This is a genomic window from Paenibacillus sp. sgz302164 (assembly GCF_056120505.1).
In genome coordinates, this window is record NZ_JBVYOL010000036.1 from 42,640 (window position 1) to 65,713 (window position 23,074).

General features: G+C 46.6%; 39 protein-coding genes. 37 read left to right on the plus strand and 2 right to left on the minus strand.

Annotation, left to right across the window (positions count from 1 at the left end):
* Positions 1-4 precede the first annotated feature (4 nt).
* The 34 genes from rplB (at position 5) to AC0LWT_RS35135 (ending at position 19,221) form a co-directional block, all read left to right on the plus strand.
* Positions 5-835 (plus strand): 50S ribosomal protein L2, encoded by an 831-nt coding sequence (gene rplB, locus AC0LWT_RS34970; RefSeq protein ID WP_474686311.1) that lies wholly within the window; start codon positions 5-7, stop codon positions 833-835.
* Between the two features lie 48 nt (positions 836-883).
* Positions 884-1,162 (plus strand): 30S ribosomal protein S19, encoded by a 279-nt coding sequence (gene rpsS / locus AC0LWT_RS34975; RefSeq protein ID WP_474686313.1) that lies wholly within the window; start codon positions 884-886, stop codon positions 1,160-1,162.
* Positions 1,163-1,192: 30 nt separating this feature from the next.
* Entirely contained in the window at positions 1,193-1,525 is a 333-nt protein-coding gene (rplV, locus tag AC0LWT_RS34980) for a 50S ribosomal protein L22 (RefSeq protein WP_474686315.1), read from the plus strand.
* Between the two features lie 13 nt (positions 1,526-1,538).
* Positions 1,539-2,201: a 30S ribosomal protein S3 gene (gene rpsC, locus AC0LWT_RS34985; protein WP_474686317.1), complete on the plus strand. Its 663-nt coding sequence runs from the start codon at positions 1,539-1,541 to the stop codon at positions 2,199-2,201.
* 3 nt (positions 2,202-2,204) lie between these two features.
* On the plus strand, positions 2,205-2,639 hold the full coding sequence (gene rplP / locus AC0LWT_RS34990; RefSeq protein WP_474686319.1) for a 50S ribosomal protein L16: 435 nt from the start codon (positions 2,205-2,207) through the stop codon (positions 2,637-2,639).
* Complete coding sequence (gene rpmC / locus AC0LWT_RS34995) at positions 2,629-2,826, plus strand: 50S ribosomal protein L29 (RefSeq protein ID WP_134756089.1); 198 nt, start codon at positions 2,629-2,631, stop codon at positions 2,824-2,826. The genes rplP and rpmC overlap by 11 nt, the downstream gene beginning before the upstream one ends.
* Positions 2,827-2,853: 27 nt before the next feature.
* Positions 2,854-3,117: a 30S ribosomal protein S17 gene (rpsQ, locus tag AC0LWT_RS35000; protein WP_474686321.1), complete on the plus strand. Its 264-nt coding sequence runs from the start codon at positions 2,854-2,856 to the stop codon at positions 3,115-3,117.
* 36 nt (positions 3,118-3,153) lie between these two features.
* Positions 3,154-3,522 carry a 50S ribosomal protein L14 gene (gene rplN, locus AC0LWT_RS35005; RefSeq protein WP_474686323.1) on the plus strand — a complete coding sequence of 123 codons (369 nt, stop codon included), beginning with the start codon at positions 3,154-3,156 and terminating at the stop codon, positions 3,520-3,522.
* 41 nt (positions 3,523-3,563) lie between these two features.
* The gene (rplX, locus tag AC0LWT_RS35010) at positions 3,564-3,917 is read left to right on the plus strand and encodes a 50S ribosomal protein L24 (RefSeq protein ID WP_474686325.1); all 354 of its coding nucleotides are present in this window, start codon (positions 3,564-3,566) and stop codon (positions 3,915-3,917) included.
* Positions 3,918-3,949: 32 nt separating this feature from the next.
* Complete coding sequence (gene rplE, locus AC0LWT_RS35015) at positions 3,950-4,492, plus strand: 50S ribosomal protein L5 (protein ID WP_474686327.1); 543 nt, start codon at positions 3,950-3,952, stop codon at positions 4,490-4,492.
* A 36-nt stretch (positions 4,493-4,528) separates the two neighbouring features.
* Complete coding sequence (locus tag AC0LWT_RS35020; RefSeq protein WP_113022649.1) at positions 4,529-4,714, plus strand: type Z 30S ribosomal protein S14; 186 nt, start codon at positions 4,529-4,531, stop codon at positions 4,712-4,714.
* Between the two features lie 32 nt (positions 4,715-4,746).
* Entirely contained in the window at positions 4,747-5,145 is a 399-nt protein-coding gene (gene rpsH / locus AC0LWT_RS35025; RefSeq protein ID WP_474686329.1) for a 30S ribosomal protein S8, read from the plus strand.
* Positions 5,146-5,174: 29 nt separating this feature from the next.
* Complete coding sequence (rplF, locus tag AC0LWT_RS35030) at positions 5,175-5,717, plus strand: 50S ribosomal protein L6 (RefSeq protein ID WP_474686331.1); 543 nt, start codon at positions 5,175-5,177, stop codon at positions 5,715-5,717.
* Positions 5,718-5,818: 101 nt separating this feature from the next.
* The gene (gene rplR, locus AC0LWT_RS35035) at positions 5,819-6,187 is read left to right on the plus strand and encodes a 50S ribosomal protein L18 (protein ID WP_474686333.1); all 369 of its coding nucleotides are present in this window, start codon (positions 5,819-5,821) and stop codon (positions 6,185-6,187) included.
* A 28-nt stretch (positions 6,188-6,215) separates the two neighbouring features.
* Positions 6,216-6,713: a 30S ribosomal protein S5 gene (gene rpsE / locus AC0LWT_RS35040; protein WP_474686335.1), complete on the plus strand. Its 498-nt coding sequence runs from the start codon at positions 6,216-6,218 to the stop codon at positions 6,711-6,713.
* Positions 6,714-6,725: 12 nt separating this feature from the next.
* Positions 6,726-6,914 carry a 50S ribosomal protein L30 gene (gene rpmD, locus AC0LWT_RS35045; RefSeq protein WP_163953700.1) on the plus strand — a complete coding sequence of 63 codons (189 nt, stop codon included), beginning with the start codon at positions 6,726-6,728 and terminating at the stop codon, positions 6,912-6,914.
* 36 nt (positions 6,915-6,950) lie between these two features.
* Complete coding sequence (gene rplO / locus AC0LWT_RS35050) at positions 6,951-7,391, plus strand: 50S ribosomal protein L15 (RefSeq protein ID WP_474686337.1); 441 nt, start codon at positions 6,951-6,953, stop codon at positions 7,389-7,391.
* Positions 7,391-8,698 carry a preprotein translocase subunit SecY gene (secY, locus tag AC0LWT_RS35055; protein WP_474686339.1) on the plus strand — a complete coding sequence of 436 codons (1,308 nt, stop codon included), beginning with the start codon at positions 7,391-7,393 and terminating at the stop codon, positions 8,696-8,698. The genes rplO and secY overlap by 1 nt, the downstream gene beginning before the upstream one ends.
* 88 nt (positions 8,699-8,786) lie before the next feature.
* Entirely contained in the window at positions 8,787-9,437 is a 651-nt protein-coding gene (locus AC0LWT_RS35060; RefSeq protein WP_474686341.1) for an adenylate kinase, read from the plus strand.
* On the plus strand, positions 9,437-10,189 hold the full coding sequence (gene map, locus AC0LWT_RS35065; RefSeq protein WP_474686343.1) for a type I methionyl aminopeptidase: 753 nt from the start codon (positions 9,437-9,439) through the stop codon (positions 10,187-10,189). The genes AC0LWT_RS35060 and map overlap by 1 nt, the downstream gene beginning before the upstream one ends.
* A gap of 10 nt (positions 10,190-10,199) precedes the next feature.
* The gene (locus tag AC0LWT_RS35070) at positions 10,200-10,505 is read left to right on the plus strand and encodes a hypothetical protein (RefSeq protein ID WP_474686345.1); all 306 of its coding nucleotides are present in this window, start codon (positions 10,200-10,202) and stop codon (positions 10,503-10,505) included.
* 2 nt (positions 10,506-10,507) lie between these two features.
* On the plus strand, positions 10,508-10,726 hold the full coding sequence (gene infA / locus AC0LWT_RS35075) for a translation initiation factor IF-1 (protein WP_009676800.1): 219 nt from the start codon (positions 10,508-10,510) through the stop codon (positions 10,724-10,726).
* A gap of 127 nt (positions 10,727-10,853) precedes the next feature.
* A complete protein-coding gene (gene rpmJ, locus AC0LWT_RS35080; RefSeq protein WP_003333770.1) occupies positions 10,854-10,967 on the plus strand; it encodes a 50S ribosomal protein L36 in 114 nt (37 codons plus the stop codon).
* A 19-nt stretch (positions 10,968-10,986) separates the two neighbouring features.
* Positions 10,987-11,355 carry a 30S ribosomal protein S13 gene (gene rpsM / locus AC0LWT_RS35085; protein ID WP_474686347.1) on the plus strand — a complete coding sequence of 123 codons (369 nt, stop codon included), beginning with the start codon at positions 10,987-10,989 and terminating at the stop codon, positions 11,353-11,355.
* Positions 11,356-11,373: 18 nt separating this feature from the next.
* Positions 11,374-11,769: a 30S ribosomal protein S11 gene (rpsK, locus tag AC0LWT_RS35090; protein WP_188178365.1), complete on the plus strand. Its 396-nt coding sequence runs from the start codon at positions 11,374-11,376 to the stop codon at positions 11,767-11,769.
* Positions 11,770-11,895: 126 nt separating this feature from the next.
* On the plus strand, positions 11,896-12,840 hold the full coding sequence (locus AC0LWT_RS35095) for a DNA-directed RNA polymerase subunit alpha (RefSeq protein WP_474686349.1): 945 nt from the start codon (positions 11,896-11,898) through the stop codon (positions 12,838-12,840).
* A 24-nt stretch (positions 12,841-12,864) separates the two neighbouring features.
* Positions 12,865-13,230: a 50S ribosomal protein L17 gene (gene rplQ, locus AC0LWT_RS35100; RefSeq protein WP_163953683.1), complete on the plus strand. Its 366-nt coding sequence runs from the start codon at positions 12,865-12,867 to the stop codon at positions 13,228-13,230.
* 102 nt (positions 13,231-13,332) lie between these two features.
* Positions 13,333-14,115, plus strand: a complete 783-nt coding sequence (gene truA / locus AC0LWT_RS35105) for a tRNA pseudouridine(38-40) synthase TruA (protein ID WP_474686351.1) — start codon at positions 13,333-13,335, stop codon at positions 14,113-14,115.
* Between the two features lie 150 nt (positions 14,116-14,265).
* On the plus strand, positions 14,266-14,703 hold the full coding sequence (gene rplM, locus AC0LWT_RS35110; protein ID WP_474686353.1) for a 50S ribosomal protein L13: 438 nt from the start codon (positions 14,266-14,268) through the stop codon (positions 14,701-14,703).
* A 20-nt stretch (positions 14,704-14,723) separates the two neighbouring features.
* Positions 14,724-15,116 (plus strand): 30S ribosomal protein S9, encoded by a 393-nt coding sequence (rpsI, locus tag AC0LWT_RS35115; RefSeq protein ID WP_474686355.1) that lies wholly within the window; start codon positions 14,724-14,726, stop codon positions 15,114-15,116.
* A 225-nt stretch (positions 15,117-15,341) separates the two neighbouring features.
* Entirely contained in the window at positions 15,342-16,034 is a 693-nt protein-coding gene (locus AC0LWT_RS35120; RefSeq protein ID WP_474686357.1) for a phosphoadenylyl-sulfate reductase, read from the plus strand.
* Positions 16,035-16,077: 43 nt separating this feature from the next.
* Positions 16,078-17,250, plus strand: a complete 1,173-nt coding sequence (gene sat / locus AC0LWT_RS35125; protein WP_474686359.1) for a sulfate adenylyltransferase — start codon at positions 16,078-16,080, stop codon at positions 17,248-17,250.
* A 71-nt stretch (positions 17,251-17,321) separates the two neighbouring features.
* Positions 17,322-18,077 (plus strand): N-acetylmuramoyl-L-alanine amidase CwlD, encoded by a 756-nt coding sequence (gene cwlD / locus AC0LWT_RS35130; protein WP_474686361.1) that lies wholly within the window; start codon positions 17,322-17,324, stop codon positions 18,075-18,077.
* Between the two features lie 61 nt (positions 18,078-18,138).
* Entirely contained in the window at positions 18,139-19,221 is a 1,083-nt protein-coding gene (locus tag AC0LWT_RS35135; protein ID WP_474686363.1) for an Mrp/NBP35 family ATP-binding protein, read from the plus strand.
* 44 nt (positions 19,222-19,265) lie between these two features.
* Here AC0LWT_RS35135 and gerD read toward each other — a convergent pair whose 3' ends face one another.
* Entirely contained in the window at positions 19,266-20,066 is an 801-nt protein-coding gene (gerD, locus tag AC0LWT_RS35140; RefSeq protein WP_474686365.1) for a spore germination lipoprotein GerD, read from the minus strand.
* A 138-nt stretch (positions 20,067-20,204) separates the two neighbouring features.
* Between gerD and AC0LWT_RS35145 the strand changes: the two genes are divergently transcribed.
* A complete protein-coding gene (locus AC0LWT_RS35145) occupies positions 20,205-20,801 on the plus strand; it encodes a KinB-signaling pathway activation protein (protein WP_474686367.1) in 597 nt (198 codons plus the stop codon).
* Between the two features lie 26 nt (positions 20,802-20,827).
* Here the strand turns inward: AC0LWT_RS35145 and pdaB are convergent, their stop codons facing one another.
* Positions 20,828-21,610, minus strand: coding sequence for a polysaccharide deacetylase family sporulation protein PdaB (pdaB, locus tag AC0LWT_RS35150; protein WP_474686369.1), 783 nt, complete (start codon positions 21,608-21,610; stop codon positions 20,828-20,830).
* A gap of 115 nt (positions 21,611-21,725) precedes the next feature.
* Here pdaB and AC0LWT_RS35155 point away from each other — a divergent pair, with 115 nt between their 5' ends.
* Positions 21,726-22,337 (plus strand): stage II sporulation protein M, encoded by a 612-nt coding sequence (locus tag AC0LWT_RS35155; RefSeq protein ID WP_474686371.1) that lies wholly within the window; start codon positions 21,726-21,728, stop codon positions 22,335-22,337.
* Positions 22,338-22,495: 158 nt separating this feature from the next.
* Positions 22,496-22,726 carry a hypothetical protein gene (locus tag AC0LWT_RS35160; protein ID WP_474686373.1) on the plus strand — a complete coding sequence of 77 codons (231 nt, stop codon included), beginning with the start codon at positions 22,496-22,498 and terminating at the stop codon, positions 22,724-22,726.
* Positions 22,727-23,074: the final 348 nt, after the last annotated feature.

Genomic DNA, 23,074 nt, shown 5'->3' on the forward strand with positions numbered 1-23,074 from the left:
CGGAGTGCCGATTAAAAAATATAAACCAACGTCCCCGGCTAGACGTGCTATGTCGGTTTCTACTTTTGAAGAAATCACCACATCTACACCGGAGAAGTCCTTGCTGTCTCCTTTGAGCAAAACAGCTGGACGGAACAACCAAGGTAAAATTACGGTTCGTCACCACGGCGGCGGCCACAAGCGTAAATACCGGATTATCGATTTCAAACGTACCAAAGACGGAATACCAGGACGCGTTGCTACAATTGAGTACGATCCTAACCGTTCCGCTAACATCGCTTTGATCAACTACGCAGACGGTGAGAAAAGATACATTCTCGCTCCTAAAGGTCTTAAAGTGGGAGATCAAATCGTATCCGGACCGCAATCCGACATTAAAATAGGTAACGCTCTTCCACTGGAAAACATTCCGGTCGGTACAGTTATCCACAACATTGAATTGAAGCCTGGCAAAGGCGGACAAATGGTTCGCGCAGCTGGAACTGAAGCTCAATTGCTGGGTAAAGAAGAGCAATATGCAACAGTTCGTCTTTCTTCCGGCGAAGTTCGCAAAGTGCTTAAAGTTTGCCGCGCGACAATCGGATCTGTAGGCAACGAAGATCATGAGCTTGTCAAAATCGGTAAAGCCGGTCGTAACCGTTGGAAAGGCAATCGTCCTCAAGTCCGCGGGGTTGTTATGAACCCTAACGATCACCCACACGGTGGTGGTGAAGGACGCGCGCCAATCGGACGTAAATCGCCTATGTCTCCATGGGGCAAACCTACGCTCGGTTACAAAACTCGTAAAAAAGGTAAAGCATCCGATAAATACATCGTGCGCCGTCGTACGAAGTAATCCTGGATATTTCAATATTCGTGAGGTTCAAGGAAGGGAGGAACACCCATGGGTCGCAGCTTAAAGAAAGGTCCATTTATCGATGGATACTTGCTGAAAAAAGTAGAAGACTTGAACGCTTCCAGCAAGAAAGTAGTTGTTAAAACTTGGTCCCGTCGCTCTACGATTTTCCCGCAATTCGTAGGCCACACTTTCGGAGTGTACGATGGAAGAAAACACGTGCCTGTGTATGTAACTGAAGACATGGTAGGACATAAGCTTGGTGAGTTCGCGCCAACTCGTACTTACAAAGGTCACGACGACGATAAGAAAACAGGCAAACGCTAATCGCATTTTTAACCGAGAGGAGGTACTACCATGCAAGCTAAAGCAGTTCTTAATCATGCTCGGATTGCTCCTCGTAAAGCACAACTCGTTGTTGACTTGATTCGGGGAAAAGCGGTAGGTGAGGCGATTGCGATTCTGCGTCACACACCTAAAGCAGCTTCTCCAATTCTGGAGAAACTTCTGAACTCCGCTATTGCCAATGCAGAGCACAACTATTCGTTAGATCCGAATAAATTAGTGGTTACTCAAGCGTTTGTGAACCAAGGACCGACAATGAAAAGGTTCCAACAACGTGCGATGGGCCGCGCAAGTGCAATCAGAAAACGTACCAGCCACATTACATTAGTGGTATCTGAGAAATAAGGAGGGATAACGTGTGGGTCAGAAAGTAAACCCGGTAGGTCTTAGAATCGGAATTATTCGCGATTGGGAGTCCAAATGGTTCGCAGAAAAAGATTTCGGAACTCTGCTGCTTGAAGACGTCAAAATTCGCGAATACTTGAAAAATAAATTAAAAGATTCTGCAGTATCCCACATCGATATCGAGCGCGCGGCTAACCGTGTGAACGTAACGATTCATACTGCGAAACCAGGCATGGTTATCGGTAAAGGCGGAGCTGAAGTTGAAGTTATCCGCAACTACATCGCTGCTCTGTCCGGTAAAAAAGTTCACATCAACATCTCTGAAATCAAAAACCCTGAGCTGGACGCAATTCTTGTTGCAGAAAGCATCGCTCAACAATTGGAGCGCCGCGTTTCATTCCGTCGTGCAATGAAACAAGCTATCCAAAGAACAATGAGATCCGGGGCAAAAGGAATTAAAGTTGCAACTAGCGGACGTCTTGGCGGCGCTGAGATCGCCCGTACGGAAGGATATAGCGAAGGAACAGTTCCACTTCATACGCTTCGCGCGGATATCGATTACGGTACTGCAGAAGCACACACTACTTACGGACGTATCGGTGTGAAAGTATGGATTTATCGTGGAGAAGTTCTTCCGACAGCTAAGAAAAAGGCTCAGCCGGAAGGAGGAAATTAAATCATGTTAGTACCTAAACGTGTAAAACACCGTAAGGAACACCGTGGTAACATGAAAGGTCGCGCTAAAGGCGGTACGGAAGTTGCCTTTGGCGAATACGGCTTGCAAGCGATGGAACCGGCTTGGGTAACCAACCGTCAAATCGAATCTGCGCGTATTGCGATGACACGTTACATCAAACGTGGCGGTAAAGTATGGATCAAAATTTTCCCAGCAAAACCAATTACGCAAAAGCCGCTTGAAGTTCGGATGGGTAGCGGTAAAGGTAACGTGGAAAAATGGGTTTCCGTTGTTAAACCGGGCAAAATTTTGTTTGAACTTGCTGGTGTAAGCGAAGAAGTCGCTCGCGAAGCGATGCGTCTTGCTGCTCACAAGCTTCCAATCAAAACGAAGTTCGTGAAAAGAGATGAAGTAGGTGGTGAAGCAAATGAAGGCTAGTGAATTCCGCAACTTAACCACTGCTGAGATCGAGCAAAAAGTCAATGGTTTTAAAGAAGAACTCTTTAACCTCCGTTTTCAACTAGCTACAGGTCAATTGGACAACCCGACTCAAATTCGCGATTTGCGCAAAGAGATCGCTCGTGCCAAGACTGTTTTGCGTGAAAGAGAATTGGGGATTGGCTAACCAAATCTAGAAAGGAGGGCTTCGTAAATGGCTGAACGCAATGAGCGTAAAGTGCAGATCGGTAAAGTCGTCAGCGATAAAATGGATAAAACCATCGTTGTTGCTGTTGAAACTTACAAAAAACATGATCTCTATCACAAGAGAATCAAATATACGAAAAAATTCAAAGCTCACGACGAAAACAATCAAGCTAAAATTGGCGACGTCGTGAAAATCATGGAAACTAGACCGATTTCCAAAGACAAACGTTGGAGACTGGTTGAAATCGTGGAAGAAGCAGTAATTATTTAAACATTTCAGGCATGAACCCCGAAAGGAGGGACTACGATGATTCAACCATTTACTCGTTTGGCGGTTGCTGACAACTCGGGCGCTAAGCAATTGATGTGTATCCGCGTTTTGGGTGGTACAGGTCGTCGCGTAGGTCATATTGGTGATTTGATCATCTGTTCTGTAAAAGAAGCAACACCAGGCGGCGTTGTCAAAAAAGGCGATGTTGTTAAAGCAGTTATCGTTCGTACGAAGAGCGGTGCTCGCCGTAAAGACGGATCATACATCTCTTTTGACGAGAACGCAGCTGTTATCGTGAAAGAAGATAAAAGCCCGCGCGGAACTCGTATTTTTGGACCGGTTGCTCGCGAACTTCGTGACAAAGACTTCATGAAGATCGTATCCTTGGCTCCAGAAGTTATCTAATAAAGCGTTTTGAAGTATGCTTTCAGGAGGTGTAGAACACAATGCCAAGAACCAAAAAGAGACTTGAGTCTCATAACAATAAACTGCACGTGAAAAAAGACGATACGGTTTTTGTAATTACCGGTAAAGACAAAGGTAAAAAGGGCCGCGTTATCGCTGCTTACCCTCGTGAAAACCGTGTATTGGTCGAAGGTGTCAACATGGTTAAAAAACATGCGAAGCCTACCCAACAAAATCCGCAAGGCGGCATCTTGAATCAAGAAGCTCCAATCCACGTTTCCAACGTGATGCTGATTGATCCTAAGAGCGGCAAACCTACTCGCGTAGGTTACAAAGTTTTAGAGAACGGAACAAAAGTTCGCGTAGCGAAAAAATCCGGTGAAGTCATCGACTAATGCCAAAAGCACGGAAAGGAGGCAACTGAAACATGTCAGCAAGAATGAAAGATCGTTATTTGAATGAAATTACGCCTGCGCTGATTCAAAAGTTCAACTACACAACAGTTATGCAAGTACCTAAGATCGAGAAAGTCGTTATCAACATGGGTGTTGGTGAAGCTGTATCGAACTCCAAAGTACTGGATACCGCTGTAGAAGATCTGCAAAAAATCGCAGGACAAAAACCGGTTGTAACGAGAGCGAAAAAATCCATTGCGGGTTTCAAGCTTCGTGAAAATATGCCGATCGGCGTGAAAGTGACACTGCGCGGCGAGCGTATGTATCACTTCTTGGATAAACTCTTCAACGTTGCGCTTCCTCGCGTACGTGACTTCCGTGGTATTTCCAACAAGGCTTTTGACGGCCGCGGCAACTACACACTGGGTCTGAAAGAGCAACTGATCTTCCCAGAGATCGAGTATGATAAAATAGATAAAGTTCGTGGTATGGATATCGTTATCGTAACGACAGCTAAGTCCGACGAAGAAGCTCGCGAGCTTTTAACCCAACTCGGCGCTCCTTTCGTTAAATAGGTTACCAATTGTACCTATCAGGAGGTGGAATATTAAGTGGCAAAAACTTCGATGAAAATCAAGCAGCAACGCGCTCCGAAGTTTAAAGTTCAAGCATACACACGCTGCGAGCGCTGCGGTCGTCCGCATTCCGTGCTTCGCAAGTTTAAAATTTGCAGAATTTGTTTCCGTGAATTAGCTTACAAAGGTCAGATTCCAGGTGTGAAAAAAGCAAGCTGGTAATCAGCCTATTTTCGGGAAGGAGGTTTACACAAATGGTCATGTCAGATCCAATTGCAGATATGCTAACACGCATCCGTAACGCAAATATCGTTCGTCATGAAACAGTTGAAATCCCTGCATCCAAAATGAAACGGGAAATCGCTGAAATCCTGAAAAAAGAAGGATTTATTCGTGACGCTGAATACGTTGAGGACAGCAAACAAGGTATCATCCGTTTGTTCCTGAAATACGGTTCAAACAACGAGCGTGTTATCTCCGGTTTGAAAAGAATCAGCAAACCAGGTCTGCGCGTATATACTAAGTCTCAAGAAATCCCTCGTGTACTGGGCGGTTTGGGGATTGCCATCATCTCCACTTCCAAAGGAGTTATGACGGATAAAGATGCTCGTCAATCCAAAGCAGGCGGAGAGGTTATCTGCTACGTTTGGTAATACAATTGTAATTGAATGGAGGTGCAAACATGTCTCGTATTGGTCGCAAACCGATCACCATTCCAAGTGGTGTTAATGTAACCCTGGACAATACTTTAATCACAGTTAAAGGGCCTAAAGGCACTTTGTCTCGTGAACTTCATAAAGATATGAAAATCAACGTTCTGGAGAACGAGATTTCCGTTGAGCGTCCTTCCGATAACAAACTTCACCGTTCCCTGCATGGTACTACACGCAGTGTCGTTGCCAACATGGTAAACGGTGTAACGGAAGGTTTCTCGAAATCGTTGGATCTTGTAGGCGTTGGTTACCGTGCTAACAAAAGCGGCGACAAACTGGTTCTGAACGTTGGCTACTCCCATCCGGTGGAAATCGCTCCCGAGAGCGGAATCGAATTCGAAGTGCCTTCCAACACGAAAATTATCGTTAAAGGCATCGATAAAGAACTGGTCGGCGCTACAGCTGCCAAAGTTCGCGCTGTTCGTGAGCCTGAGCCTTACAAAGGTAAAGGTATCAAGTATGAAGGCGAACGCATCCTTCGCAAAGAAGGTAAAGCAGGTAAGAAAAAATAAGCTAGTCAGATCGCGGGTAAGAGCTCTGGGTTTTCGTGAGAAGACCGGCTTCGTAAGTATAGACCTCGCATCATAAGATGATGAAAGGAGTGTAAGTATTCATGATTACTAAAAGCGATAAAAACAAAGCGCGTCTGAAAAGACACCTTCGCGTTCGTAAAAAAATCGAAGGAACTACGGCTCGTCCTCGGTTGAACATTTTCCGTTCTTCCAAGCACATGTACGCTCAATTGATCGATGATACGACTGGCGTCACTGTAGCGTCCGCTTCGACTCAGGATAAAGAACTGAAAGCAGAAGTAGGCAACGGTGGTAACGTAGAAGCTGCTCGTAAAGTCGGCGAACTGATCGCAAAACGTGCAAAAGAAAAAGGTTTTGCCCAAGTGGTTTTTGACCGCGGCGGATACCTGTACCATGGACGCGTGCAAGCATTGGCTGATGCAGCTCGCGAAGCAGGATTAGAATTCTAGGAAAAACATATATAAGGAGGTAAGAGACTTGCGTGTAGATCCGAATACTTTAGAACTAACTGAAAAAGTTGTAAACATTAACCGCGTAGCTAAAGTAGTAAAAGGCGGACGCCGTTTCAGCTTCAGCGCACTTGTTGTCGTAGGCGACGGCAATGGCTGGGTTGGTGCAGGGATCGGTAAAGCATCCGAAGTACCAGACGCGATTCGCAAAGGCATCGAAGATGCGAAAAAGAACCTGATTCACGTTCCTATCGTAGGAACTTCCATTCCTCACCTTGTTACTGGCCGTTTTGGCGCAGGCCGCGTTCTGCTTAAGCCGGCTTCCCAAGGTACTGGAGTTATCGCAGGCGGACCGGTTCGTGCGGTTCTCGAGCTTGCCGGTGTCGGCGATATTTTGACCAAATCCCTTGGCTCTTCCAACTCCATTAACATGGTTAACGCAACGCTTGAAGGCTTAAGCCGTTTGAAAAGAGCGGAAGAAGTCGCTAAGCTTCGCGGTAAAACAGTTGAAGAGCTATTAGGTTAAGGAGGGGTAAACATGGCGAAGCAATTACAAATTACCCTGAAACGCAGCCTGATCGGCCGTCCTGAAACTCAACGCGTCACTGTGAAAACATTAGGTCTGCGCAAGCTGCACCAAACTGTTGTTCACCAAGACAACGCAGCGATCAGAGGCATGGTCAATCAAGTAAGCCACTTGGTAGAAGTTAAAGAAATCGAAGCATAAATGCTACACATTTAGATCTAGAGGAGGTGTGCAACGATGAAGTTACATGAGCTTAGCTCCGCAACTGGTTCTCGTCACACTCGTAAGCGCGTTGGTCGCGGTACTGGTAGTGGTATGGGTAAAACAGCAACTCGCGGTCATAAAGGTCAAAATGCACGTTCCGGCGGAGGCGTTCGTCCTGGTTTCGAAGGTGGACAAAATCCGTTGTACCGTCGTTTGCCTAAACGTGGTTTCAACAACCGCTTCCGTAAAGAGTTTGCAATTGTGAACTTGGAGGATCTGAACAATTTCGCAGCTGGTACCGAAGTAACTCCAGAAGTATTGCTGGAGACTGGTATTGTTAAGGCTCCTAAAGATGGCATCAAGATTTTAGGAAACGGTGAAATTACAGTAAAATTAACCGTAAAAGCGAATAAGTTCTCTCAATCCGCAATTGAGAAAATCCAAGCTGCCGGCGGTCAAACCGAGGTGATTTAATGTTCAATACCATATCCAACATCTTCAAGGTAGAGGATCTGCGAAGAAGAATTATTTTCACTCTTATTATGCTGATCGTCTACAGAGTAGGTGCCTTTATCCCGGTGCCGAACATTAATACAGATGTTTTGAAGCTGCAAGACCAGACCAATCAGAATGACGTCTTTGGTTTGCTCAACACGTTCTCTGGTGGAGCGCTCTTCCAATTTTCGATTTTCGCGATGGGGATCATGCCGTACATCACAGCTTCGATTATCGTTCAGCTTTTGTCCATGGATGTAATTCCACGCTTTGCGCAATGGGCGAAAGAGGGCGAAGTCGGAAGAAAGAAGATGACGCAGATTACCCGTTACGGAACGATCGTCTTAGGGTTGATTCAAGCGTTTGGACTTTCGATCGGCTTTAACCGTCTGTACAGCGGGCTTGTTATTACGCCTGGCTTTACAACATTTGCGTTAATTGCCATCGTGCTGACGGCAGGAACTGCCTTCTTGATGTGGCTTGGAGAGCAAATCACCGAGTATGGGATTGGAAACGGTATTTCCATTATCATCTTTGCAGGGATCGTCGCGGCGATTCCGACTGGCATCCAGCAAATTTACAAAACACTCTTTGCCAACGCAGAGGGAGCTTTGTTCCTTAACATCGTAAAACTCGTCATCATTGCTTTGGTCGTAATTTTGATCATTGCCGGGGTGATTTTCGTTCAACAGGGGGTACGTAAAATTCCGGTCCAATACGCGAAGCGTGTGGTTGGAAGAAAAATGTACGGCGGTCAAACGACCCACATCCCTCTGAAAGTGAATGCGGCTGGTGTAATTCCTGTAATCTTTGCTTTGTCACTGCTCATGTTCCCTCCGACCATTGCAAGTTACTGGAGAGGCAACGTGGTTGCCGAGTGGATCATTACTAACTTGAGCATTAACCAAACAGCTCCGCTCGCGATCGTGCTTTACGTGCTGCTGATTATCGGGTTCACCTACTTCTACACGTTTGTACAAATCAATCCTGTTCAGATGGCCGATCAGATGAAAAAGAACGGCGGATACATCCCGGGCATTCGTCCTGGTAAAACAACTTCTGTTTATCTGACGCGAGTAATGACCAGAATTACTTTGTCGGGCGCTTTGTTTTTGTCAGCCATTTCGATTTTGCCGATGCTGTTCGGAGGGCTTGCAGGTCTTCCTACCTCGGTTAGAATCGGTGGAACTTCACTATTGATCGTAGTAGGCGTTGGTCTCGAGACGATGAAACAAATCGAGAGCCAATTGATCAAGCGACATTACAAAGGTTTTATCAATAAATAGCAAATAGGTTCTGATGGGGCGTTTATTTTGCGACATCGGCACCTATTGTGCTGTTCGTATTGCCGAGTGCGATGGGAGGGAGTTAAAAGTGAACGTTATTTTTATGGGTCCTCCTGGTGCAGGCAAAGGTACGCAGGCGGAAAAAATCGTAAGCGAATTTCAAATTCCTCATATTTCAACCGGCGATGCATTCCGTTTGGCGATGAGCCAAGGAACGCCGCTCGGAGTCGAGGCTAAGGGATATGTGGATAAGGGACTTCTGGTTCCGGATGAAATCACGAACGGTATTGTGAAAGAACGGCTTGCACAGCCGGATTGCGATAAAGGCTTCTTGCTTGACGGGTTCCCCAGAACCGTCGCCCAGGCGGATGCTTTGAACGAAATCGTGGAATCCCTGGGCAAGAAGATTGAGCTTGTCATCAATCTTGCCGTCGATCGCAGCTATCTGCTTCCACGACTTACGGGCCGCAGAATTTGCAAATCCTGTGGCGCTACGTATCATGTCGTCTTCAATCCGCCGAAGCAAGAAGGCGTATGCGATAAATGCTCCGGTGAATTGTATCAAAGATCTGACGATACGGAAGAAAAAGTCGGTACCCGCCTGGATGAGTACACAAACAAAACGGCTCCACTGCTGGATTACTACCAAAAGAGGGAAATGTTGCGTGAGGTTAACGGGGAACAGGATATTAATGCGGTAACCGAACAAATCAGCTCACTGATAAGAGGTCTGGCGTAATGATCATTTGTAAGTCCGAGGTTGAACTGGACCTTATGCGAGAAGCAGGTCGGATCGTAGCAGAGACGCACCGCTTGCTGGCAAGGGCGATTCGTCCGAACATTACAACGAAAGAACTTGATCAGATCGCAGAGGAATACATTCGCAGTCAGGGAGCAACTCCATCTTTTAAAGGCTACAACGGTTTTCCAGGCAGCATCTGTGCTTCAGTCAACGATGAATTAGTTCACGGTATTCCTGGTCCAAGAAAGCTGGCAGAGGGCGATATAATCAGCATCGATATCGGGGCTCGCTATAAGGGCTATCATGGAGATTCCGCATGGACCTATCCGGTAGGCGAAATCACGGAAACCGCCAAGCGTTTATTGGAAGTTACCGAAAAGTCGCTCTATCAAGGTCTAGCCGAGGCAAAACCGGATGCCAGGCTTTACACGCTGTCGCATGCGATCCAAACCTGTATTGAAGATGCAGGCTTCTCCGTAGTCAGGGAGTATGTCGGGCACGGGATTGGCACGGATCTTCACGAAGAGCCGCAAATTCCGAACTACGGCATACCGGACAAAGGACCACGCTTGAAACCGGGTATGGTATTAGCCATTGAGCCAATGGTGATCGTTGGCGAAAGGTTTGTCAAAACACTCGAAGACGATTGGACCGTAGTTACGGTGGATGGAACACTATGTGCTCACTTTGAACATACGATAGCAATTACGGCAGACGGTTATGAAATACTAACTTTGCCTAAAGCGTAGGTGATAAAGAGTGGATAGCCTAACTCCACAACTGGGCCAGATCGTAAAGGTGCTTCGCGGCAGAGATCCCGGAGAATATGCGGTCGTGATCGGAATTGTAGATTCCCGTTTTGTGCTGCTCGCAGACGGTGATAAGCGCAAATTCGATCAGCCGAAGAAGAAGAACCTGAACCACCTTCAATTGCAGGATGCAATCAGCAGCGAAGTCGAGTCAAGCATCAGGGAAACAGGCCGTGTAACTAATGGGAAGTTGCGGTTCGCAATTGCCAAATTCGTAGATCGTCTGCAAGTTGAAGCACAAGAGAAAGGAGAATGACTGTGGCCAAAGAAGATGTAATTGAAGTAGAAGGTACAGTGATTGAACCTCTTCCGAATGCAATGTTTAAGGTTGAATTGGAAAATGGTCATAAAATCCTAGCCCATGTATCCGGTAAAATCAGAATGCACTTTATCCGCATTTTGCCCGGAGACAAGGTTACCGTAGAATTATCGCCTTATGATTTAACAAGAGGCCGTATAACCTACCGTTTTAAATAAATGTTCGGCTTATATGTAAGTTACTCTCTCAAGGCGTATGCTTACGAAGCAAGTTTTCTAACGAAAACGCAACATGGTGCTTACGATACAAGATTTCTTGAAGAAATCTTTATAGGAGGGGTTAAAAATGAAGGTAAGACCGTCGGTTAAACCGATCTGCGAGAAATGTAAAGTTATTCGCCGCAAAGGCAATGTAATGGTTATCTGTGAAAATCCGAAACACAAACAAAAACAAGGATAAAAGGAGGTGCAGCCTGTAAATGGCACGTATAGCTGGAGTTGACTTACCTCGTGATAAGCGTGTAGTTATCGCTTTGACTTACATTTTCGGTATCGGCAATACAACAGCTCAAAAAATCGTCAGCGCTACAGGAATTAGCGAGAACACTCGCGTTCGCGACCTGACTGAAGACGAAGTGAGCAAAATTCGTGATGTAATCGACAAAACGCTGAAAGTTGAAGGCGATCTGCGTCGTGAAATCTCCCTGAACATCAAGCGTCTGATCGAGATCGGATCGTATCGTGGTCTTCGTCACCGCCGCGGCCTTCCTGTTCGCGGACAACGTACTAAAACGAATGCTCGTACGCGTAAAGGTCCTCGTCGTACAGTAGCTAACAAGAAGAAATAATAAAGGGGGTTAGAGCTAATGGCAAAACCTAAAAAAGTAGTCCGTACGAAACGTCGTGACCGCAAAAATATTGAGTCCGGCGTGGCACATATCCGTTCCACGTTCAACAACACTATCGTTACCATTACGGATCCTCATGGCAACGCGATTTCCTGGGCAAGTTCAGGAAACCTCGGTTTCAAAGGTTCCCGTAAAAGCACGCCTTTTGCAGCGCAAATGGCAGCAGAATCCGCAGCAAAAGCAGCTATGGAGCACGGTTTGAAAACTGTTGAAGTCATGGTTAAAGGCCCTGGCGCTGGCCGCGAAGCAGCAATTCGTTCTTTGCAAGCAGCAGGTCTTGAAGTGAACCTGATTAAAGACGTAACTCCGGTTCCTCACAATGGCTGCCGTCCTCCAAAACGCCGTCGCGTATAATTCAGGCATACTTTGTAGTATAAATATCTCAAAATCGTGAATAATGGTTTTGAAGGATAGGCATACTATCAAATTTTTACCGAAGTATCCAGAGGGAAACGACGTTTTGAATGGAGGGTACATTTCATGATCGAAATTGAAAAGCCAAAAATAGAAACTGTAGCTTTAAGTGAAGACGGCGCCTATGGCAAATTTGTCGTAGAGCCGTTGGAACGGGGCTACGGTACCACATTAGGTAACTCACTACGTCGTATCTTGCTGTCCTCTTTACCGGGTGCTGCAGTAACCTCTGTCCAAATCGATGGCGTTTTGCATGAGTTCTCGACGATCCCTGGCGTGCTTGAGGATGTAACGGAAATTATCCTCAACCTTAAGGGCCTATCGTTGAAAATTCACTCCGATGAGGAGAAAGTACTTGAAATTGATGCTGAGGGAGAAGGGAATATTACCGCAGCGGATATCCGCGGTGATAGTGATGTGGAGATTCTCAATCCGGATCTGCACATTGCGACTTTGTCTCCTGATGCTCGTCTTCATTTGAGGATTCATGCAGGCAGAGGCCGCGGTTATGTTCAATCGGACAAGAATAAGCGTGAAGACCAGCCGATCGGAGTTATTCCTATCGATTCGATTTACACGCCGATTACCCGCGTGAACTACAGTGTCGAGAATACTCGTGTCGGCCAAGTGACTAACTATGATAAACTGACCCTCGAAGTGTGGACCGATGGAAGCATCAGACCTGAAGAAGCGGTAAGCTTGGGCGCCAAAATCTTGACGGAGCATTTGTTCCTGTTCGTCGGTTTGACGGATGAAGCGAAGGATGCCGAGATCATGGTGGAGAAGGAAGAAGACAAGAAAGAAAAAGTTCTCGAGATGACGATCGAAGAGCTGGATCTTTCCGTTCGCTCTTACAACTGCCTGAAGCGTGCCGGCATCAACACGGTACAAGAGCTGATTACCAAAACAGAAGAAGATATGATGAAAGTGCGCAACTTGGGACGCAAATCGCTTGAAGAAGTTCAAGAGAAGCTCGAAGAGCTCGGCCTTGGCTTGCGTACAGAGGAATAATCCAGTCAGAAGGAGGTTAATTCAATGAACTACAGGAAATTGAACCGCGATTCCAGTAATCGTAAAGCATTATTCCGTGATCTGGTAACGGATCTGTTCATACATGAACGTATACAAACAACCGAAGCAAAAGCAAAAGAGATTCGTTCCATCGCTGAGAAGCTGATTACACTCGCGAAACGCGGAGATCTTCATGCACGCCGTCAGGTGGCTGCTTTTGTTCGCAGAGAAGCTGCTAATGAGAATCAAGATGCGATTCAAAAGCTTTTCTCCGAACTGGCAACTCGTTACTCCGAGCGTCCAGGCGGATACACGCGTATCCTGAAACTGGGACCACGTCGCGGAGACGCAGCGCCTATGGTTTACCTAGAGCTTGTAGATCGAGCATAAGACGGATGGGAAAGGGTGGACAGAATCTGCTGATTCTGATGAAGCCCTTTTTTTGCAGTCTTGGAAGCGGCGGAACAATGGTTTGTCGGAGGAATAAAACGCTTGAGAAATCTGCGGTTTACGATCAGCTATGATGGCACGGCTTACTCCGGCTTTCAGACGCAGCCCAATGCGGATACGATTCAAGACAGGCTCGAGCAGGCCGTCCACATGCTGACCGGCGAGAGAGTGAAAGTCATCTCTTCCGGCCGGACGGATGCGGGGGTTCATGCGAAAGCGCAAGTGATTAACTTTACGACGGAATCCAAAATACCGGTGGAACGCTGGTGCCTCGCTCTTAATGCCAGATTGCCCAGAGATATCGTCGCCCATACGGCGGAAGAAGTTCCGCTCTCCTTCCATTCTCGCAAAGGCGCCAAGCGCAAGACGTATTGCTATACGGTGCGTACGGCTCGATTTCCGGATGTTTTTCACCGCAATTATGAGTATCATCATCCGACGCGTTTAAACGTGGAGGCGATGATAGAGGCGCTGCCGTGTTTGATCGGCGAGCATGACTTTACTTCATTTTGCACGGTAAGAACGGATAAGGAAGTGAAAGTCAGAACGCTTTACGAGGCCCGCCTTGAGGTGGAGTATGACGAGCCTTTTGCCAAAGGAAACATAGCCCGGATACGCTTGATTGTTTCGGGAAACGGCTTCCTTTACAATATGGTGCGGATCATTATGGGCACGCTGTTGCAAATCGGTGAAGGCAAGAAAAAGAGCGGCGATATGCTGTGCATTTTGGAAGCGAGAGACCGCAGTCAAGCAGGTCCGACTGCAGAAGCGATCGGTCTCATGTTGTGGAACGTGGAGTATGATGATGAAGAAATATTTGCTTGATTCTGCCTACGGTTTCGTGTAAAATATTACTTGGCGTTTCTTGATCGGCTATCCCACGGCCCCGGATCACGGATTCGGCCACAACATCCATCGATAATTGTTAAAATAACTCATGAACATGTTACGAGATATATTTTAGGAGGATTAAGCATGCGTACCACATATATGGCTAAGCCAAATGAAGTTGAGCGTAAATGGTACATTGTTGACGCAGCAGGTCAAACACTTGGCCGTCTGGCAAGTGAAGTAGCCAGCATCATCCGCGGAAAGCATAAGCCGGAGTTCACTCCGCACGTAGACACCGGGGATTTTGTCATTGTCATCAATGCTTCCCAAATTCATTTAACCGGTAAGAAATTGCAAAACAAAATGTACTACCGTCACTCCTTGTATCCAGGTGGATTGAAAGTAACGTCCGCTCAGGATATGCTGAACAACAAGCCGGATCGCATCATCGAATTGGCTGTACACGGTATGCTTCCTAAGAACCGTCTTGGCGACAGCTTGAAAACAAAGCTGAAAGTTTATGCCGGTGCTGAGCATCCACATCAAGCACAACAACCTGAAGTTTGGAATCTTCGCGGATAATATAAAGGGAGGACTGTTTTGTGGCACAAGTTCAATACTATGGAACGGGTCGTCGTAAGCATTCGGTAGCGCGTGTGCGCCTTGTACCGGGTGAAGGACGCATCATTATTAATAAACGTAATCTGGACGAATATTTCGGTCTGGAAACTTTGAAGCTGATCGTGAAACAACCGCTGAACCTGACAGAAACATTGGGCAAATACGATGTTCTGGTTCTCGCTCACGGCGGCGGAATCAGCGGACAAGCTGGAGCCATCCGTCACGGCATTTCCCGTGCGCTGCTCAAAGCTGACCCTGAGTATCGCGGATCTTTGAAAAAAGCAGGCTTCCTGACTCGCGATCCTCGTATGAAAGAACGTAAAAAATACGGATTGAAAGCTGCACGTCGTGCGCCTCAATTCTCCAAACGTTAATATGCAGCGCCATTGTGCGCTTAAGAGAGAACCTTTTCGGCAACTTGCCGGAAAGGTTTTTTCTTTTTCACGAAAACTGCTGCAGATTCGTATACTGACTTTGTGATTTCAACGAGTTTAAACCAAAATGGCAAAAAGTCATTGACAGGATACAGAAGTCAGTTATAATTAAGATAATTCATATGATAATAGTCGGATATATTTTCCGAGGGAGGAATTGAAGTCATGAACCTTTTTGAAAAAGAAGCTTTTGTAGCTAAAGCGGCTGAAGAATTCGAAAACCAATCCGCTGAAGCTGTACTTAAACTTGCTGTCGAAACATTCCCTAGTCTTACGCTTGCGTGTAGTTTTGGCGCTGAAGATGTAGTATTAGTAGATATGCTGCAAAAAATTAATCCGAATGTAGATATTTTTTACCTGGACACTAACGTTCACTTTGTTGAAACCTATGAAACGAGAGATCGCTTGGAACAGCATTACGGCAAAAAGTTCGTTCAGGTTCTGCCAAAGCTGACGCTTGAAGAGCAAGCGCAAAAGCATGGCGATGAGCTTTGGAAAAGCGATCCTACCGCATGCTGCAACATCCGCAAAGTCGATCCGTTGACGGATATTCTTAAAAACTACGACGCGTGGATAACCGGCATCCGCCGCGACCAAGCCCCTACGCGTGCTAACGCCAAGAAAGTCGAGTATGACGTGAAATTCGGTCTGATCAAGTTCAACCCTCTCGCCAGCTGGACTTCGGAAGATGTGTGGAACTACATTCGCGAGAACAACGTCATTTACAATCCGCTGCATGACCGCAACTTTCCAAGCATCGGCTGCGAGCACTGCACACGCCCTGTAGCGGCTGGAGAAGACCCGCGCGCAGGCCGTTGGGCTAGCTTTGAGAAAACAGAGTGCGGACTTCATAAATAATCGTTTTTGCGATCATAATTAACGTTTACGGAGGTAGTACGTAATGACAAGGATTCAACCGCATGGCGGAGAGCTGATCAACCGCTTGGTGCCGCAAGAGGACAAGGAACGCGTTCTTCAGCAGGCTGCCGCTTTGAAACAAATTCGCGTAAATGCATGGACGATTTCCGATCTTGATTTGATCGCGGTTGGCGCATTTTCACCTTTAACCGGTTTTTTGGATGAACGGGACTACGTATCGGTCGTAGAAAACATGCGGCTTGCTAACGGAACGGTGTGGAGCATACCTATTACTCTTTCGGTGACTGCGGAAGTCGCGGCAACGCTTCAAACGGGCGAGCAGGTTGCTCTTGTCGGCGAAGAAGATAACGTAACTTACGCGATCCTGGATGTAACGAGCATATACACGGTAGACCGGCAGAATGAGGCCGTCAAAGTGTTTAAAACCGACGATATGGCACATCCGGGCGTAGATAAGCTGTTCTCGCGCCCGACTACAAACCTGGGAGGACCGATTCAGCTGTTGAACCGTCCGAAGCCCAAGAAGTTCGAAGAGTTTTACTTCGATCCGGCCGAAACCCGCCGCATTTTCGCGGAAAAGGGTTGGAAAACGGTAGTCGGTTTCCAAACGCGCAACCCGGTTCACCGCGCTCATGAGTACATTCAAAAATCGGCGATGGAAATCGTTGACGCCTTGTTCCTGAACCCGCTTGTAGGGGAAACGAAGTCCGATGATATTTCGGCGGACGTACGCATGAAAAGCTACCTCGTGCTACTCGAAAACTATTATCCGAAGGATCGTACCTTCCTGGGCGTGTATCCCGCCGCTATGCGTTATGCAGGCCCGCGTGAAGCGATTCTGCATGCCATGGTGCGCAAAAACTACGGCTGCACGCATTTCATCGTTGGCCGCGACCACGCCGGCGTAGGCGACTATTACGGCACTTACGAAGCGCAGGAAATTTTCAGCAACTTTACGGCTGAGGAAATCGGCATCACGCCGCTGTTCTTCGAGCACAGCTTCTTCTGCACGAAATGCGGCAACATGGCTTCCAGCAAAACATGCCCGCACGACAAGTCCGTTCACTTGCATCTTTCCGGTACGAAAGTCCGCGGCTTGCTGAGAGACGGTCAATGTCCGCCTCCCGAGTTCACGCGTCCGGAGGTTGCGCAGGTGTTGATTGAAGGGCTCAGAGACCCCGAATATCAAGTGTAAGCAAGGTATATTTGTCCACCCTGTCCCATATAGATGTTACAGAGTCTATGGGGAACAGAGGTGGATTTTTTATGCGCAAAAGGAAGAGCAGGCTGATTGTCTGGTTGACTTTAAACGGGGCCCTGAAGTTGGGGTTGTCGGCCGTTCTGCTCGGCTTGATGGTGTTCATTTATACGTATGAATTGCCGGCTACGAAAACATGGAGCGAATTTACGCTGCCCTTATCGGGAAAAACGATTGCGCTGGATGCAGGACATGGCGGCCCGGACGGCGGCGCCTCGAGCAAGGAAGGCGTTATCGAAAAAGACATAAATTTGGCCATCACGCTATACCTTCGCGACTATTTGCAGCAATCCGGCGCCGTTGTTGTCATGACCAGGGAGGAAGACAAGGATCTGGCCTCGCCCGGCACCAAAGGCTACAGCAAACGAAAAACCGAGGATCTCCACAATCGTGCCGATTTCATTATCGATAAAAAAGCGGATCTGTTCCTCAGCGTTCACCTGAACAGCATTCCCTCCCAAAAATGGAGAGGTGCACAAACGTTCTTCTACCCGAACAACAAGGACAATTCGAACTTGGCGGCATTGATTCAAAGCGAATTCGTGAAAAATTTGGAGAATACGGACAGAGTGGCCAAACAAGCGGATAAGACGGTATATTTGTTAAAAACGTTGTCCATTCCCAGCGTACTGGTCGAAGTCGGCTTTCTTTCCAATCCGGAGGAGGCAAGACTTCTGAACAATGAGAAGTATCAGCAAAAAATAGCCGCCTCCATCTACCAAGGCATCCTGCGGTATTATGCCGGTGAAAAAGTGGGTTCTTGATCAATTTGTGATATAATAGACCCGCATAATACTTTGTCTCGGTAAAGGTGTGTGGATGGCTATGATCACAAAAGAACAACTGCTGCAGGCTCTGAAACCTTTTGTGGACCCGCGGTACAAACAGAGCGTTACGGATTTGAATCTGGTTCGGGATATCATGATTAAAGAAGATAGCATCTCGCTCAGCCTCATTACGACTGTAGAGGAAGAAGCGTATAAGGAACAAGCCAGAAAGACGATCGAAGGGTTTTTAAAAGAAATCGGCATATCGCAAGTACATATCCGCTTCCGTCCCATAACCGATTATGAGAAAAATCAAATCGAAGAGGCGCTGCAATCCCCGGGCCATCAGGAAGAAGCTGTATCGGCTAAAAAAGCCGTTTTAGGCGAAGATTCCAAGGTGCAGTTCATCGCAGTGGCAAGCGGCAAAGGCGGAGTCGGCAAATCGACCGTTACAGTCAACTTGGCCGTTGCTTTGGCTCGCAAGGGCAAAAAAGTCGGGATCGTCGATGCCGATATATACGGCTTCAGCATCCCGGATATGATGGGCATTGAAGACCGTCCGCAGGTCGTTGGCAGCACGATCATTCCTGTGGAAAAATACGGCGTAAAAGTGATCTCCATGGGCTTCTTCGTCCAGGATAACGCTCCGGTCATTTGGCGCGGTCCTATGCTGGGCAAAATGCTGCGCAATTTTTTCAACGAAGTGGATTGGGGCGACGTGGACTACATTTTGCTTGATCTGCCTCCCGGCACAGGCGACGTAGCGCTGGACGTCCATCAAATGATTCCGCAGAGCAAAGAAATCATCGTGACGACACCGCATGCGACAGCAGCTTTCGTAGCCGCGCGGGCGGGGGCGATGGCTGTGCAGACGAATCACGACATTATCGGAATCATAGAAAATATGTCGTATTACGAATGCAAATCGTGCGGAGCCAAAGACTATATCTTTGGCCGGGGCGGAGGCGCGAAGCTGGCCGAAGAGCTGCACAGCGAGCTGTTGGCCCAAATCCCGCTCGGCGCTCCCGACAACCATATTTCCGAAAAGGATTACTCTCCATCGGTTTATAAAGCGGAGACGACCGCGGGGCAAATATATCTGGATGTTGCGGAAACAGTTATCCATAAGTTGGAAAATTAAACAAAGGACTAGCGGCGATTTGACCGTTAGTCCTTTTCCTTTTATCAACCGCTGGAATCGGAAGAATCAGAATCGGAGTCAGAGCCGGAGTCGGAATCCTTTTTCTTCTTCTCGCTGTCATCCTTTTTCTTGCTTTCCCCTTCCGAATCTCCTTGCCCGCCGCCTTTGCCGCCGCCGCTTTGATCGCCTTTCTTGCCTTGTTGGGACAACTGCTGAGGCTGGCTCTGCTGCTCGATGGCCGCTTTGAGCAAATCGATCATTTGCGCCCGGAACAGAGGGCTTTTCACCGCGTCCTGCATAACTGTCATCATTTGTTGACGATAAGGCGCAGTTTTCATCGAATCCATCATCATTTTCTCGTAGTCCGGATTTTTCATTACATCAACCAGCGATTTTTGGTATTCAGGATCTTTGAGCAGTTCTTTGAACATTTGTTTGGTATCGGTTTTAATCGCTTTGGCAAAATCGCCTGCAAATTTCGGGTCTTTCATCATATCTTGAAGAAATTTATTGTTTTCCTGAGCTGTCAAAACATCCTTGACGGCCATTTGGAGATGGAGGGACTCATTGGAGGAAAGCAGCTTGATTTGAGATTGTCCGCCTGCGCTGCTGGAACTTGCCCCACCGCCTGAACTGCCTCCCGAACCGCCCTGTGTCGCGGCTGTGATCGCCTTTTTGCCGTCATCTGATTTCAAAATATCGAGCACCATGGATTTCGTATCTTTATAATTGCTTCCTTGAGAAGCGCCTTGTGAAGAGGAACTGTCCGACCCGCACGATGCAAGAAGAACAGTCATCAGGAAAATAGGTATAATTTGCAGCTTTTTTAGCCTATTCTTCAACATGAAACTCCTGCTCCTTTCCCTGGCTTGATATCGATAGTATGTGTCGTTCGGGAAAGAATATGACCGCCATTCATTGGCTTTTTGCCGAAAACGTTGGTACAATTAACTATTAGATTTCATGTTTGGGGGTTAATAAACTTGACTTTGCGCAAATGGTTTCATTTGTTTTGGACGACTTTGGTCATCGGAATGATTGTATCTACCATTATCGGTCTTATTATGCAATATTCGGATCGCGAATTTTCGGTCATGGGCTTGTCGGCTGTAGGCATCAATCTGTCCTATATGATATTGGGCGGAGCAACCATAAGCGTGCTGAGTCAGATGGGTTTTTTCGCTTATTTAATCGTGAGATTCATTGTTGCCGGAATTATTCGCTCCAAAACGGTCTGGGATTTTCTCCAATTGGCAATTGTCATTGTAGTATTATTTGATCTTGTATATTTGCGTTATTCAAGCTTCGCCAACTCAGGGACGATTATAACCTATTCAATAATGCCTGTCGTCTTGCTGATTATTGCCTTGGGCGTCGCGTATTGGAAAGTCAAGCTGACAAATCGCAGCGCTTTTATTCCCACTCTGTTCTTTATGCTTGCCGTTACCGTTTGTGAGGCAGTTCCTGCGCTAAAGCTCGATAATTCGGCTTCCAGCTGGTTTATGCTGTCTCCGCTGATTGCATGCAACGCTTGGCAAATTCTGATTCTGCATAAAATTTTGGACAACAAAAAGAGCTAGTCCGGGCTAGCTCTTTCTTGCGAGTTCTAATAAACGTGTTTCATCGCCTGATCTTCGACCGGTTTATTATCGACTTGAGTCTGCTTGATCAATTCACTGACCGTAACAAACTCGTATCCTTTGGCTCGGAGTTGGTCGATAATGGCCGGCAGCGCCTCATGCGTTTGCTTGCTGGAATCGCTGGCGTGAAGCAATACGATGTCACCGGGATGAGCTTTGGAAACGACGCGGCCCACGATATTATCGACGCCTTTATTCAACCAGTCTTGGGAGTCGGTGTCCCATTGTATGACGGAATATCCCAAGTCATTCGCGATCCGCAGCACTCTTTTGTCGAAATCGCCATTCGGCATGCGAATCAAATTCGGCTCTTTTCCGACTAATTCAGTCAAAATCTCATGTGCTGTAGAAATTTGTTTGCGGATTTCTTCATCGCTCAAAGTGCTGTAATTGGCATGCTTATGTCCGTGGCTCGCAATTTCGAAGCCGTCCTTTTTAATTTTCGCTACAATTTCGGGATGGCTTTTGCTCCAGGGGGAGGAAAGGAAAAAAGTCGCATTCTTGACGCCCTTGTCTTCAAGTACTTTTAGAATCGGCTCTGTTCGTTGCTCGCCCCAACTGATATCGAAAGTTAAAGCAATGATTTTTTTGTCAGTCTGCACGCTGTAGATCGCCGCCGGCTCGCTGCTCGAGAAGACGGAAATGTTGCTTTGCTCCGAATACACGATCGCCGCGGCGAATATAATAGCAACCGCAATGAATAGATATTGCTTTATTTTTTTGCCGTTCATCACCAGAAAATAATTCACTGACAAGAGCCTCCTTGACGCCCTACAGCGGGTAAGGCTTGTTTATTAGTTTTACAATCAATGTATGCTCGTACACACTCCACTTATGCTTCCAAATGTCGGGAGGAAATCAAACGTGAAATTTCAACCGTTGTTCCATCATTTTAAGGAAATGAAACACTATTTTATTGCATCTGTTCTTGTTTTTGCATTTGGTCTCTACATGGGCTGGGCCTATTCGGGCTCATTTTCGAACTTTCTTGAAGGACAACTCAAGGGCATTAAATCGCTAAGCGAAGCATTGAACAGTAAAGACAATCCGCAATTGATGTTTTTCATCGTTATTTTTTTGAATAATGCGATCAAGGCTGTCGTCATTATGTTTTTAGGTCTTTTGTTTGGCATTTTGCCGCTTTTTATGCTGGTAGCCAACGGAATGGTACTGGGCTTCGTTCTTTCTTTGAAAAGCCAAGAAAGCACCGTGGCGCTTATTCTGAAGGGCATTCTGCCTCACGGCATCATCGAAATTCCGGCCATTCTGCTGGCCTGCGCGTACGGATTGAAATTAGGGATGCTCGTTTGGAAAAACGGGTTCCAGATGTTCATTCCCGATCACGCCAGAACCGCCCGATCGGAGCTTGCCCAAGTATTGAAGTTAACGAAACCTTTAACTATCCTGCTTGTCGGCGCTTTATTTGTGGCGGCTGTCATCGAAAGTACTTTAACTTATTGGTTGCTTCATCGGTAAAAAATATTTGAAAATAATCCTCATAAAAAAAGGAAAATCTGAGCATAACAGTAAAGCGGAAAGGGAGACGTGCCATTTCATGTCACCTGCCGGGATACTGCCATAAATCCTTGTTTTTGAAGTCTGTATCTACAGTCGAGAGGGGTTTGAATGGATTTATGCTCGGATTTTTGTTTAATGAACGCGAATGCAGGGAACTGGATTACGTGCTTCGCAAAGAATTGGACGAGATGTTGTTCGATTTAAACGACAAAAGGATCGACCAAGAAATAAAAGGAGCCATTGAATCCAGATACAAAGTCATTTTCAGGATGTATGCACGATTGGCTTCCCCCAAGGAAATTTCCAAGTACGCACGAAACCGGAATTATCAAGTGGAAAAAAAATAGAGGGTATAGGCTTGACTTACCCTCTAAAAGTATGTTATTTTATATCTCGCCGCTTCGAAAGAAGAGCTCAGTGATGAAGTGTATGAAAAACTTTTTTTGAATAAAAGTAAAAAAACACTTGCAATTGAGTAGGCGAACATGTTATATTATAAAAGTCGCCGCTAAAACGGTGGCGAAGCAAGAAGGATGGAAATTGTTCTTTGAAAACTGAACAACGAGTGAAGAAGCAAGGTTGAGAAATCGACCAAAACAAGAGATTGCAAAATCTCGTCAGCTTTGAAATTGAGCTATTCAGCTTTCAATAAAGGTAACACCTTTTTGGAGAGTTTGATCCTGGCTCAGGACGAA